The 12,983-nt window shown below is 63.1% G+C and carries 15 protein-coding genes; 10 read left to right on the top strand and 5 right to left on the bottom strand.

Annotated features, from left to right (window positions below):
* The first annotated feature begins 2 nt into the window (after positions 1-2).
* From GQB00_RS17355 to GQB00_RS17380, 6 genes are all read left to right on the top strand, one after another.
* The gene (locus tag GQB00_RS17355; protein WP_111497229.1) at positions 3-629 is read left to right on the top strand and encodes a cytochrome o ubiquinol oxidase subunit III; all 627 of its coding nucleotides are present in this window, start codon (positions 3-5) and stop codon (positions 627-629) included.
* On the top strand, positions 629-961 hold the full coding sequence (cyoD, locus tag GQB00_RS17360) for a cytochrome o ubiquinol oxidase subunit IV (protein WP_111497228.1): 333 nt from the start codon (positions 629-631) through the stop codon (positions 959-961). Before GQB00_RS17355 ends, cyoD begins: the two co-directional genes overlap by 1 nt.
* A complete protein-coding gene (gene cyoE / locus GQB00_RS17365; RefSeq protein ID WP_207950851.1) occupies positions 961-1,851 on the top strand; it encodes a heme o synthase in 891 nt (296 codons plus the stop codon). The genes cyoD and cyoE overlap by 1 nt, the downstream gene beginning before the upstream one ends.
* A gap of 222 nt (positions 1,852-2,073) precedes the next feature.
* Positions 2,074-2,685 carry a Yip1 family protein gene (locus GQB00_RS17370; protein ID WP_111497227.1) on the top strand — a complete coding sequence of 204 codons (612 nt, stop codon included), beginning with the start codon at positions 2,074-2,076 and terminating at the stop codon, positions 2,683-2,685.
* Between the two features lie 211 nt (positions 2,686-2,896).
* Positions 2,897-4,465: a bifunctional GNAT family N-acetyltransferase/carbon-nitrogen hydrolase family protein gene (locus GQB00_RS17375; protein ID WP_165857239.1), complete on the top strand. Its 1,569-nt coding sequence runs from the start codon at positions 2,897-2,899 to the stop codon at positions 4,463-4,465.
* Between the two features lie 124 nt (positions 4,466-4,589).
* Entirely contained in the window at positions 4,590-5,114 is a 525-nt protein-coding gene (locus tag GQB00_RS17380; protein WP_228276888.1) for a C40 family peptidase, read from the top strand.
* Between the two features lie 6 nt (positions 5,115-5,120).
* Here GQB00_RS17380 and GQB00_RS17385 read toward each other — a convergent pair whose 3' ends face one another.
* A complete protein-coding gene (locus GQB00_RS17385; RefSeq protein WP_165857240.1) occupies positions 5,121-6,521 on the bottom strand; it encodes an SLC13 family permease in 1,401 nt (466 codons plus the stop codon).
* 72 nt (positions 6,522-6,593) lie between these two features.
* On the opposite strand from GQB00_RS17385, the gene GQB00_RS17390 reads away from it, so the two are divergent.
* Both GQB00_RS17390 and GQB00_RS17395 read left to right on the top strand, forming a co-directional pair.
* Positions 6,594-7,391, top strand: coding sequence for an AraC family transcriptional regulator (locus GQB00_RS17390; RefSeq protein ID WP_165857241.1), 798 nt, complete (start codon positions 6,594-6,596; stop codon positions 7,389-7,391).
* A 25-nt stretch (positions 7,392-7,416) separates the two neighbouring features.
* Entirely contained in the window at positions 7,417-7,620 is a 204-nt protein-coding gene (locus GQB00_RS17395) for a hypothetical protein (RefSeq protein WP_207950852.1), read from the top strand.
* Between the two features lie 111 nt (positions 7,621-7,731).
* On the opposite strand, the gene GQB00_RS17400 is transcribed toward GQB00_RS17395, so the two are convergent.
* The gene (locus GQB00_RS17400) at positions 7,732-7,884 is read right to left on the bottom strand and encodes a hypothetical protein (protein ID WP_162628848.1); all 153 of its coding nucleotides are present in this window, start codon (positions 7,882-7,884) and stop codon (positions 7,732-7,734) included.
* 309 nt (positions 7,885-8,193) lie between these two features.
* On the opposite strand from GQB00_RS17400, the gene GQB00_RS17405 reads away from it, so the two are divergent.
* Positions 8,194-9,276 (top strand): lipid A deacylase LpxR family protein, encoded by a 1,083-nt coding sequence (locus tag GQB00_RS17405; protein WP_165857242.1) that lies wholly within the window; start codon positions 8,194-8,196, stop codon positions 9,274-9,276.
* A gap of 45 nt (positions 9,277-9,321) precedes the next feature.
* On the opposite strand, the gene GQB00_RS17410 is transcribed toward GQB00_RS17405, so the two are convergent.
* Positions 9,322-10,272 carry a LysR family transcriptional regulator gene (locus GQB00_RS17410; protein WP_165857243.1) on the bottom strand — a complete coding sequence of 317 codons (951 nt, stop codon included), beginning with the start codon at positions 10,270-10,272 and terminating at the stop codon, positions 9,322-9,324.
* 164 nt (positions 10,273-10,436) lie between these two features.
* On the opposite strand from GQB00_RS17410, the gene GQB00_RS17415 reads away from it, so the two are divergent.
* On the top strand, positions 10,437-10,763 hold the full coding sequence (locus GQB00_RS17415; RefSeq protein ID WP_111497220.1) for a thioredoxin family protein: 327 nt from the start codon (positions 10,437-10,439) through the stop codon (positions 10,761-10,763).
* A 112-nt stretch (positions 10,764-10,875) separates the two neighbouring features.
* On the opposite strand, the gene GQB00_RS17420 is transcribed toward GQB00_RS17415, so the two are convergent.
* The gene (locus GQB00_RS17420; protein ID WP_165857244.1) at positions 10,876-11,754 is read right to left on the bottom strand and encodes a complex I NDUFA9 subunit family protein; all 879 of its coding nucleotides are present in this window, start codon (positions 11,752-11,754) and stop codon (positions 10,876-10,878) included.
* A 60-nt stretch (positions 11,755-11,814) separates the two neighbouring features.
* Positions 11,815-12,918: a GGDEF domain-containing protein gene (locus GQB00_RS17425; protein ID WP_111497218.1), complete on the bottom strand. Its 1,104-nt coding sequence runs from the start codon at positions 12,916-12,918 to the stop codon at positions 11,815-11,817.
* Positions 12,919-12,983: the final 65 nt, after the last annotated feature.

Consider the following 12,983-nt stretch of genomic DNA (forward strand, 5'->3'; position numbering starts at 1 on the left):
TCATGGCAACTGACACTATGACTCACGACAATGTGGCCGCTCACGGCGGCCACGATGACCACGAGCACCACGATACCGCTGGTATGAAGATGTATGCGTTCTGGATCTATCTGATGTCAGATCTCATCATCTTCGGCTCGCTGTTCGCGACCTACGGCGTGCTGCACGACGGCACCGCCGGCGGTCCCACCGCCAAGGACATCTTCGAACTGGACTTTGTCCTGGTCGAGACGGTCCTGCTGCTGTTCAGTAGTTTCACCTACGGCATGGCTGTACTGGCCATGAACAAGGACAAGATCGGCCAGCTCAAGGGCTGGCTGGCTGTGACCTTCCTGCTGGGCGCCGGCTTCGTCGGTATGGAAATCTACGAATTCCATCACCTGATCGTGGAAGGTTATGGTCCCGACCGCAGTGGCTTCCTGTCCGCCTTCTTTGGCCTGGTCGGAACCCACGGTCTGCACGTCAGCTTCGGCCTGCTGTGGTTGCTGGTCATGCTGATTCAGCTGTCGACCAAGGGACTCAATGATATGACGCGTCCGCGCATCATGTGCCTGAGCCTGTTCTGGCACTTCCTGGATATCGTGTGGATTTGCGTGTTCACCTTTGTCTACCTGATGGGAGCCCTGTAATGAGTACGTCTACCTCTCATGACAGCGAAAGCCATAGCCATGGCAGCGTTAAGTCCTACGTCATCGGGCTGATTCTCTCCCTTGTCCTGACGGCTATTCCGTTTGGCATGGTGATGAAAGGCGGTTTCAGCGAGGCCGTTACTGTTGTCACGATCACCATCATGGCGATCCTGCAGGTAATGATTCAGCTGATCCTGTTCATGCATATGAACCTGAAGTCACAGGAAGGCCGTGAATCCGGCTCTTTCGTGTTCTTCACCGCCGTGATCCTGGTCCTCGTCATTGGTGGCTCACTGTGGATTTTGTATCACCTGCACATCAATCTGATGTGATGTCGGGCGCGTCTGTTAAGGACGTGCTCCGGCAATTCATCGCCCTCACCAAGCCGGGAATCATTTTCGGCAACTCGATCTCCGTCATGGGTGGCTTTTTCCTGGCCACCCAGGGCGGGTTCAATCCGGCGCTGTTCGTTGTCACCCTGTTGGGTCTGGCGCTGGTGATTGCCTCCGGGTGTGCCTTCAACAACGTCATCGATCGCGACATCGATGCGGTGATGGAGCGCACCCAGGACCGGCCCCTGGTGCAGGGGACGATTACACCGGCCACGACCCTGGGTTTTGCCACGCTGTTGGGTCTGGCGGGGTTCACCATGCTGATGCAGACCAACCTGCTGACCGCGGGTCTGGCGCTGTTCGGCTTCGCGATCTACGTCGGCGCCTACAGTCTGTATTCGAAGCGCCATTCGGTGTACGGCACGCTGATCGGCAGTCTGTCCGGTGCCATGCCGCCGGTGGTGGGCTACTGTGCGGTGACCGGGCAGTTCGACGGCGCCGCGCTGATCCTGCTGGTGACCTTCTGCCTGTGGCAGATGCCGCATTCCTACGCGATTGCCATCTTCCGCTTCAGTGACTACAAGGCGGCCCGCATTCCGGTGCTGCCGGTGGTCAACGGCATCGACAGCGCCAAGCACCACATGGTGGCGTATACCGTCGCCTTCCTGGTGGCGGCCCTGTCGCTGACTGTGGCGGGCTATACGGGCATCGCGTACTTCGTGGTGATCCTGCTGATGGGCCTCTACTGGCTGCGTCTGGGGCTCAAGGGCTATCGGGCCGAGGACGATGTGAAGTGGGCCAAGGGCCACTTCGGATTCTCGATCCTGACGGTCATGGTGCTGAGCTTCATGATGGCCATCAACGGGCTGCTGCCGGCTGCCCTGGCCTGATCCTCCGATGCAGATTGCCGTCTGAACGGGCGGCGGTCTGCATCACCTTCCCTTTCCTGCTGTTCCCCCTCCAGGCCGAGCCCGATTTCGCGATCCCTGTGTTGATCTGGCGAAAGAATCACTGCATCCGGGTGTGCGCATTGGGCAAACATCGACTATATGTTGAGATAACAAACGTTCTGGATGTTGAAAGTCATCAACGCCGTGAGAGGGGGTGTTTGTATGCTGACGCACGTCTGGGGCCTATTGACCCATCCGAAGTCCGAGTGGGGGCACATTGAGGACGAGCACGAAACGGTGAGGCACCTGTACGCTCACCACGTGCTCCTGCTCGCCGCGATCCCCGTGATCTGTGCCTTTATCGGGACCACTCTGGTGGGTTGGGGCTTTGGGGGCGACCATGCCTTCATAAAGCTTGATCTGCTCAGCGCGTTCCTGGCGGGCGTTGCCTTCTACGTCGCCATTCTGGGCGCCGTGTTCCTGGTCGGCAGCGTGATCCACTGGATGGCCAAGCGCTTTCGCAAGCCGCCCAGCCGCCGCCGCTGCGTGATCTTCGCCGGCTACATCGCCACCCCCATGTTCCTCAGCGGGCTCGTGGCGGTCTATCCGCTGGTCTGGTTGTGCCTGCTGGCCGGAATTGTGGGTCTGTGTGTGTCCGCTTACCTGCTCTACCTCGGCATCCCGTACTTCCTGGGCATCAGCTCGGAAGAAGGCTTCATCGTCTCCAGCACCACCCTGGCCTTCGGCGTGCTGATCCTTGAGGGCATGCTGGCCATCACGGTGATGCTGTGGGGCTACGGCGAGGTGCTGCTGCCCTGGCTGTTCCGGTTCTAGCGCGCCTTTAAAGGGGCCGGCCGTCGGCCCCGCCCACCATTCTGCTGATGCCGCCGGCCATGGGCCGGTGGCGTCCTGTTCCGGTGATCCTGTCTGCGTCGAGTCGATTCCGCGGCTGTGCTGTCTGGCGGGGGGATCACTCGGACCGGACGGTCGGATCGGGTGGGGAACGCCGTGACGGCAACACGAAGGCCTTCCCGGGAGAAAACCTATGTGTCCGCCCTTTTCCGACCCGAACAAGCGGCTGGAGGTCCGTCAGGCGCGGCGTTCGGATATTCCCGCCATCATCACCCTCAGCCGTCGGGTCTACGCCGGCACCGGCATGTACGGCTACAGTGAGGGCCCACTGACCGGTCAGATGAATAATTTCCCGGAAGGCCAGTTCGTGGCCGTGGTGGGCGAGCAGGTGGTGGGGTATTGCGCCACTTTCCGCATTGACGGCGAGGTGGCCCTGAAACCCCACGACTGGACTTCCGTTACCGGCAACGGTTATGCGTCCCGCCACGATCCCCAGGGGGACTGGCTCTACGGCATGGAAGTCTGCGTGGACCCGGACTATCGCGGCTACCGTATCGGCCAGCGTCTGTACAACGAGCGCAAGTCGCTGTGTCAGGCGCTGGAGCTGCAGGGCGTGGTATTCGCCGGGCGTCTGCCATCCCTGCGCCGAAAGATCCGTCGTTACGACTCCGTCGAGGCCTACGTGGAGGCGATCCGTTCGAAGAAGGAGCGCGACGATGTGCTCTCCTTCCAGCTCCACAACGAGTTCGAAATCCACGGCGTCCTGCCCCATTACCTGGACGCCGACCACGATTCCATGGGCTACGGTATTCACCTGATCTGGCGCAACCCGGCGGTCACGCCCAACGGTGAACGCGGGCGCCAGAAGCTCTACGGCAAGCGCATGCCGGACACGGTGCGCGTCGGCACGGTGCAGTATCAGCAGCGGCCGGTGGCTTCTTTCGAGGCGTTCAGCGACATCGTGACGTACTTCGTCGACGTCGTGGCGACCTACAAGGGCGACTTCGTGGTGTTTCCCGAGCTGTTCACCCTGCAACTGCTGTCCATCGAGCGGCGCCGGGAAAGCGCGGCCGCGGCGATCGAGGCCATGACCGACTACGCCGGGGCCTATCGCGAGCTGATGCGCGACCTGGCGCTGCGCTACAACATCAACATCGTGGGCGGCTCGACGCCGGTGAAAGCCGCCGACGACACGATACGCAATATGGCCTACGTGTTCCTGCGCGACGGCCAGGTGTTCGAGCAACCCAAGATCCACCCCACCCCCAATGAGGCCTACTGGTGGAACATCACCGGCGGTCGGCGGGTCAGCGCCATCGAGACCGACTGCGGCCCCATCGGTGTGCTGGTCTGTTACGACGCCGAGTTTCCGGAACTGGCCCGCCACCTGGTGGACCAGGGCATCCAGATCCTGTTCGTGCCGTTCTGTACCGACGAGCGCCAGAGCTATCTGCGGGTGCGCTATTGCGGCCAGGCGCGGGCGGTGGAGAATCAGCTCTATGTGGTGCTGTCCGGCAATGTGGGGAACCTGCCCAATGTGCCGAACATGGAGCTGCAGTACGGCCAGAGCTGCATCCTCACGCCCTGCGATTTCCCCTTCGACCGCGACGGCATCGCGGCCGATACCACCCCCAACGTGGAAACCGTCGCCTTCGCAGACCTGCGGCCCAAGGTGCTACTGACCGCGCGCAACAGCGGGACCGTCAAGAACCTGCACGACCGTCGGCACGAGCTGTACAGCGTCAACTGGCGGGGGGATTAGGGCGTCGGAATGGTAACCTGACAGCCACGGATTTTGCCGATAGAGTGTTCGGAAAGTGGCTGGAAACCCGTTAAAAGTCATTGAAAAGTGACCGGGTAGCACCCGTTGTTCACAGGAAATACCCATGATTCGCCCCAACCTTCTGAAAAATAGATTCTTTACCGGTTCTCACCGGTTGGGGCTCATGGCGCTGCTGCTGATCGGGTTGGTCGGTTGTGCCGGTACGCCGCCCGCGGATCCGCCGCCGCGATTCTCCACCGTCGATGCAGCACCGGCTTCGACCACCACGCATCGCCTGCAGGCGGTGTTCGAGCGCTACGAAGGCACGCCCTACCGTTACGGCGGCACCGACAGTGATGGTTTCGATTGCTCGGGCTTCATCATGACCGCCTATCGCGAGGGCCTGGGCCGTCTGCTGCCACGTACGACAGACCAGATGCTGGCCATGGGCGATGTGGTGCCCATCGACCGGATACAGCCGGGAGACCTGGTGTTCTTCCGCATCGAGGGCAAAGACCAGCATGCCGGCATCTACATGGGCGGCAACCGCTTCATCCACGCCTCCAGCTCAGTGGGCGTCACCGAATCCGCGTTGGACGGTTACTACTGGCGCGACCGCTACAGCCAGGCGCGCCGCTTCGAGCACTGAAATCCGTCAGGCGCCTCCGAACATGCCCAGCAGCTGCCACCACAGATAATCCAGGGGAATCAGCACCAGCCACATGATCACGGCCAGTGGCAAGGTGATCTTAAGCAGGCTGCGCACCGGTTCGTGGGCCAGTTGCATCCCCACCAGCAGCGGGCCGGACTGGTACGGAAGCAGGATCGTCGAAAAGCCCACCACCTGTGTCATGATCACCGTCTCCAGGCTCAGGCCGGTCAACTGGGACAGATCCTGGGCCATGGGCGTGAGCACCGCCGGCACCCCCGGCAGTGTCGTCAGCAGGCCCGTACTGAAGGCCATCCCCACCAGCGAGAAGAAGTTGCCGGCGTCGGACCCCGGCGACAGCGGCAGCCAGCGTTCCATGTGCGTGGCCAGGATCTGCCCCAGCCCCGAACCGTTCACCACCGCGCCCAGGCCCAGCACGCCGGCGACGAACAGCAGCACGGTGATGTTCAGTTGCGGACCCACGCGGCTGTTGTCCACCAGGCCCACTTTCGGCAGCAGCAGAAAGATGGCCACGCCCAGCCCCACCCAGGCCGGGCCCACACCATGCCAGCTGTCGGTAAGCCACAGGCCCAGCGCGACCAGCAGGATGACCGAGAGATAACGCTGTTGCCCCGACAGGGCGCCGGATGATGGCACTTGGGACGTCGACGCCGGAGTGGTCGCGGTCGTCGCCGGGAAAAAACGCAGGATCAGCCAACCGATGACGAAAGCCTTAAGGGCACCGAGAATCGGGAAATGCAGCAGCAGGTAATCGGTGTAACGGAACTGCAGCCCGTAGATCGTGTCGGCGGCGCCAACCATCACCATGTTGGGAATGTTGGCCGGCAGGATGGTGAACGTTGTCACGTGACAGCCCATCGTCACCGCCAGTGCCACGCCGGTACGCCCCGGGCTCCCGGCCTCGAAGCCGCAACGCTCCGCCAGGGCCATGCCCACCGGAATCATCATCAGGATACGCCCCATGGACGAGGGCATGACAAAACCCAACAGGGTGCAGACCACCACCAACCCCACGATCAGGCCTGCGTAGCTGTGGGCCAGGCGTTTACCCAATACGGCGGCAAGCCGGTCGCCCAGGCCGGTGTTGCGGATCGCCAGGCCGATGATCATGCCGGCGAAGATCAGCCACCAGGCGGAAGACGCGAAGCCGGAGAAGATCTGTGCCGGCGTCGCCACTTCCAGCAGCAGGGCGGCCAGGAAGAACAGCAACGCGCTCAGGTATTCCGGCAGCACCCCGGTCGCCCAGAGCACCAGGGTGACCAGCACGATGCCCAGGGTCCGGGTCTGGTTGGCATCCAGCACCGCCGGTGGATGGACCTGGATCAGCACCGCCAGGAAGGCGACCAGGACCACCAGCGCGGGCGCCAGGTGACGTCGGTTAAACACGGCGAGACTCCTCAGTTTGCGAGCGCTTATCTTGGGTGTATTCTCGTCAGGTTAAAAGCCGACAGGTTGACAATGGGTATCGCCAACACGCCACAACACGAGCCCCAAGGCAAAGGCTTCATCGAGGATCCGCGGCGGCCGGTGCTGTGCCACGCGGCCGCCTACCACCGCGACCGGACCGTGCGCAGCCATGCCCATCCCCGCGGACAGCTGGCCTGGGCCGAGCAGGGTGTGTTGCGGATCATCACCGACGGCGGCGCCTGGGTGGTGCCGCCCACCCACGCCGTCTGGATTGCGCCCTGGATCCGTCACCAGGTAACCACCCAGACGCGTGCCTCGATCCGCTACCTCTACGTCGACGCCAGCGCCTGCCACGACCTGCCCGAGCAGTGCCAGGTGATGGAGATGACCGGGTTGCTGCGGGCGCTGATCGGACGTGTGATGGCCCTGGACCCGACGCATCCGCCCCATGGTGGTGATGCGCGTCTGGTGCAGGTGGTGCTGGATGAAATCGCCCGCCTGGAACCCTCGCCGCTGTACCTGCCCGCCGCACGGGACCGGCGCCTGCAGGCCGTGATGCAGCAGCTGTCCGCCGACCCGGCCGACCGCCGCCATCTGGCGGAGCTGGCCCGGGACTGCGGCGCCAGCCCGCGCACCGTGGAGCGGCTGTTCAAGGCCGAAACAGGCATGAGTTTTCAGCAATGGCGGACGCGCCTGCGCCTGCTGGAAGCGGTGAATCGGTTGAGCCAGGGCGAGCGTAGCGCGACGGTGGCCCACACCCTGGGCTACCGCAGCAGCAGCGCGTTCGTGGCGACCTTCCGGCGCCATTTTGGCAAGCCGCCGCAGAGTTTTATCCGGGAATTGTCGTAAACGGAATGATGAGGGAAGCAGGGCCATGATCGATACCACGCCGCTGTTCGTCGGACTGGTTTTCAGTTCGTTGGGGTTGGGTTACTTCATTTACGGACGTCGACAGCAACGCAAGCCGTACTTTTACAGCGGGCTGGCGCTGATGCTGTATCCGTATCTGGTGACAGGCACCTGGCCGATGGTCGGTGTGGGCGTACTGTTGCTGGCTTTGCCGCGGTTCGCGCCGTGACCGGTGCGGGGGATGGATCGGCCTGGCTTGGTGGATAGCGCTACGGTCGATGGGAGATCAGGCATCCGGCCGGCAGGCGCTGAGCGCGCTGCGGCCGGATGGTCTGGGCGATCAAGAGCCGCTGGCTTCGCCGATGCTTTGGGGGGCCAGTGTGATCGGCGCGGCGACCGCTTCGTCAGAGGCGCGGTCGGCCTGGCTGGCGTGAGCAACGCCGGCGAATGCGAGTGCGGCAACGAGCAGTGTGTTCAGGATAGTGGTACGCATGGTGTTTCCTCCAAATAAGTAACGCTGGTTGTGGGAGCGGTTCGGACGAGTCCTTGCCGCGTCCCGATGAAATAATTATCGAGGAACACACCGGCATAGAATAATTCTATGTATGTATTCTAAATATCATCCTGCATGATGTACGTGCGACTACCTACCCCGTTAAAGAGAGTTAATAGTATGAAATCATAAAAATATATGATGCATTGAATTCCAAATTTTGATTAGTTTTGGCAATAATTAAGCGTAAAACTATTGGGCCTCGACGGAATCGCACCGCAGGCGGTGCGATCGCTGCAGGAGGACCCAATGAGAAACAGACGGCTAGCCGGGTTGCTCGCAACAGTACTCTTCCATCCCGTGCTGTCGGCGGCCCCGCAGACGGACCCATCATCACTCGCGGTGGCGTCCGCATCCCCCACTGAGCATGGCAGCCCACAGGCCTGGGCCATCTCTTTCGACAACGACCTGTTGGCCCCGCGCCACACCGACCGCGATTACACCGCCGGTTTCGCGCTGACCTACGCCGGCAGGCAGGGCGTCGATCACTGGCGCCCACTGGACAATACCCTGGGCTGGGTGGACCGTTCGCTGGGCCTGGATCGCGCCCTGCCGGACATAGACGCCCACACGCCGGCCATCGAGTTCGGTGTCTACGGTTTCACGCCCGAAGACATCGACCAGGCCAATGTCGTCCACGGCGATCGCCCATACGCCAGCCTGGTGTACCTGAGCAACAGTCGCTCCTACGTGAACCCGAAGACCGGTGATGGCTGGACCTCGTCGCTGACGCTGGGGATGCTGGGGCTGGATGTCTTCAAGGGCGGCCAGAACGCGGTGCACCAGGTGCTGTCCAGCGAGAAAGCCCGGGGCTGGGACCACCAGGTGTCCGATGGCGGCGAGCCCACGCTGCGCTATTCCCTGGCCTATCACGACTACCTGGACATCAGCACGCCGTCGTCCAAGTTCAAGGCCACCTACTACGCGTCGGCCGGTTACCTGACCGAGGCGGGGGTGGCGCTGACCTTCCGGGACGGGCTGATTTCATCCCCGGACAACCGCTTCAACCCGGAGCTGACCGCCTACGGCGAGCGGGTCAACGAAACCAGCGCCGGTCAGGCGCGGGAGAGCTATTTCTGGGGCGGTGTGGCCCTCAAGGCGCGGGCCTACAACGCGTTTCTGGAAGGCCAGTTCCGCCACAGCGACTACACCATTGATCGCAGTGATGTGCGTCCGCTGCTGGCGGAGGCATGGCTGGGCTATACCCACTCCCTGGGGCAGGGTTACAAGCTCAGTTACGTGGCCCGGGTGCAAAGTTCGGAAGTGGACGGTGGCGACGCCGACCGCACCCTGGCCTGGGGCGGGCTGATTTTCAGCAAGACCTTGAACTAGTGCCAAGGGACACGAGTGCCGGGGGACCGAGTTGCCCCGCCCGCCTCAGCCGGAGCTGGCTGTTTGTCCGGCCTCCGCCATGGCATCGTTCAGATCGGCCCAGCGCGCCTTGGTCACCCGTTCCACCAGGTCCCGCATCCAGATAATGCTTGGATCCCGGTCGTGTCGGGTGTGCCAGATCAGGTAGAGACTGGTGCGATCCACGTCCAGTGGCGGCGCTGTCATCCAGATGCCGTCCTTGAAATCCTCGTCGTAGGTGGCGATGTCCGGAATCGTCGCGATCAGGTCCGAGGTGCGCAGCAGTTTGGGCACCGCCGGGAAATGATTGACCGTTACCGCCACCCGCCGTTTCAGACCCTGGCGGCTCAGGGCGGAATCCACGATATTGCGCGCCGTGCCGGCCATGGACACCATCAGGTGCTTGGCCGCGATGAAGTCGTCCAGGCTCAGCGGCTGGCCCGCCAGAGGATGGTCGCTGCGCATGGCCAGGGTCTGGTGGCTGTCGAACAGCCAACGGCTGCGCAGGCTGTGGTCGTGCTCGGTCAGCATGCCGATGGCCATGTCCACGTGGGCCTGGCGCAGCTGGTTGAAGGCCGTCTCGGTGGCGTAGGGCACCGCGTGGAGGTCGATGCCCGGCGCGCATTTCTCCAGCTCGCACACCAGCGACTGCCAGATCAGCTCCAGCGTGGCGTCGGGAATGGCGATGCGGAATTCCCGCTTGGATTCGCCGGGATCGAAGTGGCTGTCGCGCACGGCGTTGGACAGCTCGTACATGGGGCTGCGCACCTGGTTCCAGAGGCTGAGCGCATACGACGTCGGCTCGATGTTGCGGCCCTTCTTGATGAACAGCGGGTCGTTCCAGATCTGACGCATGCGCGCCACCGAATTGGAGACCGCCGGCTGGGTCATCGACAGCCGCTCCGCCGCCCGGGTAATCGACCCTTCCGTCATAATGGCGTTGAATACATACAGCAGGGTCAGTTCCTGATTTTTCATTCCGGGTCTCCTGGGAACAAGCGCTTGAGCGGGGTGCCAATACGCCACGGCGATCACCGCATCACCAGCCGTGATGTCCACTATACGGCGTCGCAATTAGTCCGAGCCAGTGACCTGCGGCATCATGCCCTACATCAGCCAAGTCACAGCAGTGGAGCCGGGGTGTGAAAAACCTTGTCCGCGAGGTGTCCGATCGCGAATTTGCCGGGGCCATCAGCCACCGCAAGAAAACCGTGGTGGTCGAATTCTGGGCCCCCTGGTGCGGTCCGTGCCACACACTCAAGCCCACCCTGGCCGGCTTGGCCCATGAATTTGCCGACACCGTGGATGTGGTGTCGGTGAATGTGGACCTTAACCCGGAAACGGCCAGCGCCCTTGGCGTCAGCAACCTGCCCGCCCTCATCGTCTTTCGAGAGGGGCTGGCGGTCGCCCGCCGCACTGGAGTTGCCTCCCTGGGTGAACTCAGGTCCTTTTTAGCCGAAGCACTGTAATCCCCCTGTTGGAGCAGCCCCGTCGCTGCTCCTTTTTTTGTGCCCCTGTTCATTCGCTTCTGTTCTGTAGGCTGTGGTCCGGGTGCGACTGCGCCGGCTTTGTCCTCCTCCCTCAGCCTGTTGTCTCGATATCCCTTGCCTTGATGCCCAGGCTCGCCAGATCGTCGGTGTCCGGCGCCACCACGTTATCGTCCCGCATCAGAATCAGTTGATCCCGCGTCAATGGCGGCGACGGCAGCAGTGACAGCAGAGTGGCGCCCGCGAACCAGAGGGCAAACGGCACCGGTAGCAGCGGCCTTCGGCGTCCGGTGTGGCGCAGGGCCAGGCACACCAACTGGCGATAGGTCAGGATTCGGGCACCGCCCAGCTCGTAGATCCGTCCCCGGCAGGTGGGCTCGGCGAGGGTGTTCACCACGGCCTGGGCCACGTCTTCGACGTGCACCGGTTGCAATCGGGTCTGGCCGCGGCCAAACAGGGGAATCACGGGCAGACGGGTCAGCTGTTCCAGGGTGCTCATCAACCCCCGGTGATTGCCGAAGAGGGCGCTGGGCCGCAGCACGATGGCGTCCGGGAAGACGGCGCGCACGGCCTGCTCGCCGCGCCCGCGGGCGCTGACGTAGCGAGACGGAGAGTCCGGGTCGGGATTGAGGCCGGACAGATGAACCAGCGTGGGAATGCCGCGCTGCCGACAGGCCTCGGCCAATTGACGGGCGCCGGTCACGTGGACACGTTCGAACGTCAGCGTGGGCGGTTTTTCCACATACAGACTGACGGCATTGACCACGGCGTCGGCGTCCACCAGCGCCTGCGGGAGCGACGCCGGATCGTTCAGGTCCGCCGCCTGATAGCTGGCTGATCCGGAGGCGACCGGCAAGGTTGCCGGCTGGCGGGCCACGATCCGGACCCGGAACCCTGCCCGCAGGCACCGCAGGACAACGTGGGTTCCCAGATAGCCGGTGCCGCCGAATACGACGATTAACGGTGCAGTCATGGAATTCAAGATAGTCCCGGGGAGCGCCGTCTGGCCAGGGCTGTGACGGCGCCGTTCGGCTTAGCCCGGGGAATCCTGCAGTGACGGCTCGGCGGCGCGCGCCGGGGTCACGGTCCGGTCGCCGCCGGCACGTTTGGCGTGGTAGAGCATGTCGTCCGCCCGGTGGATACACTCCTCGGCGCTTTCCCCGGGGGCCGCCGTAACGAGCCCGAAACTCAGGGTAACCGACACCGACTGCTCCTGGCGGCGTACACGCTGGCGCTGCAGGGCCGTGCGAAAGCGCTCCAGCGCGGCAAGGGCGGTGTCCTCGGATGTTTCCGGGAAGGCAATCATGAACTCATCGCCACCCCAGCGACACAGGCAGTCCGAACGGCGAAAGGTGCCCAGCAGGGTCATGGCGATGGTTTCCAGAACCTCGTCGCCGATCTCGTGTCCGTGGCGGTCGTTGACGTCGCGGAATCGGTCGATATCGCCCAGGGCGATGCAGAAAGCCCGGTCCTGGCGGTCGTGTCCGGCGAAGGTCTGGCCCAGAAACTCGTTGGCAAAGCGCCGGTTGTACAGACCGGTGAGCGGATCCCGCGTGGCCATTTCCATGAGCTGGTATTCCTGGGCTTCCTTGGTGGTGCGCACCATGACCATCGCCAGTACCAGCGGGAAGGCCGCCGTCATCACGTTGATGAAGTACAGCAGCGGGACATAGTCGGCAAAGGCATAGCGGTATGGAACGCCGCCGTAACGCAGCTGCAGGTAGGCGAACAGGGCGATACAGGTGTAACCGATCACCGCGGCCTGCCGCGGCAGCAGGCGTGGGTTCATGATGGCCAGGCAGGCTACCGGCCAGAGATAGAAATGGAAGCCGCTGTCCGCGCCCAGGATCGACACCGCGAGAAAGGCATGCCCCGCGGTTTCCAGGCACATCACATAGATTGCCTGGCCATGCCGGCCGCGCCGGTTGAGCCACCAGGCCAGCAGCCAGGCCGCCACGCTGGCGACATTGAACAGTGCCAGGACGGTGCTGCCGATCAGGCCGAACAGGAAGATCAGTCCGGCGTGCAGTACGGTGGCGACCAGCGCCGTGTTATGCAGCACCGCGTACTTGCGGTAGTTTTCAATACGGACGCTGGCGGGCTTCGGGCGCAGGCGATAGGCTTGTGATACAGGCATTGACAGCGTTAGCTCATGGGTCTTGTTTTGGAGTCAGTATAGCGTTGGCAGAACGCGTTCACAGT

The organism is Marinobacter sp. JSM 1782161, from assembly GCF_011421605.1.
Lineage (GTDB): Bacteria > Pseudomonadota > Gammaproteobacteria > Pseudomonadales > Oleiphilaceae > Marinobacter_A > Marinobacter_A bohaiensis.

Bases quoted from the DNA above. Each gene is read 5' to 3' on its own strand.
- GQB00_RS17355 (WP_111497229.1), top strand. From the start codon at position 3: ATGGCAACTGACACTATGACTCACGACAATGTGGCCGCTCACGGCGGC.
- cyoD (WP_111497228.1), top strand. From the start codon at position 629: ATGAGTACGTCTACCTCTCATGACAGCGAAAGCCATAGCCATGGCAGC.
- cyoE (WP_207950851.1), top strand. From the start codon at position 961: ATGTCGGGCGCGTCTGTTAAGGACGTGCTCCGGCAATTCATCGCCCTC.
- GQB00_RS17370 (WP_111497227.1), top strand. From the start codon at position 2,074: ATGCTGACGCACGTCTGGGGCCTATTGACCCATCCGAAGTCCGAGTGG.
- GQB00_RS17375 (WP_165857239.1), top strand. From the start codon at position 2,897: ATGTGTCCGCCCTTTTCCGACCCGAACAAGCGGCTGGAGGTCCGTCAG.
- GQB00_RS17380 (WP_228276888.1), top strand. From the start codon at position 4,590: ATGATTCGCCCCAACCTTCTGAAAAATAGATTCTTTACCGGTTCTCAC.
- GQB00_RS17390 (WP_165857241.1), top strand. From the start codon at position 6,594: ATGGGTATCGCCAACACGCCACAACACGAGCCCCAAGGCAAAGGCTTC.
- GQB00_RS17395 (WP_207950852.1), top strand. From the start codon at position 7,417: ATGATCGATACCACGCCGCTGTTCGTCGGACTGGTTTTCAGTTCGTTG.
- GQB00_RS17400 (WP_162628848.1), bottom strand. From the start codon at position 7,884: ATGCGTACCACTATCCTGAACACACTGCTCGTTGCCGCACTCGCATTC.
- GQB00_RS17405 (WP_165857242.1), top strand. From the start codon at position 8,194: ATGAGAAACAGACGGCTAGCCGGGTTGCTCGCAACAGTACTCTTCCAT.
- GQB00_RS17410 (WP_165857243.1), bottom strand. From the start codon at position 10,272: ATGAAAAATCAGGAACTGACCCTGCTGTATGTATTCAACGCCATTATG.
- GQB00_RS17420 (WP_165857244.1), bottom strand. From the start codon at position 11,754: ATGACTGCACCGTTAATCGTCGTATTCGGCGGCACCGGCTATCTGGGA.
- GQB00_RS17425 (WP_111497218.1), bottom strand. From the start codon at position 12,918: ATGCCTGTATCACAAGCCTATCGCCTGCGCCCGAAGCCCGCCAGCGTC.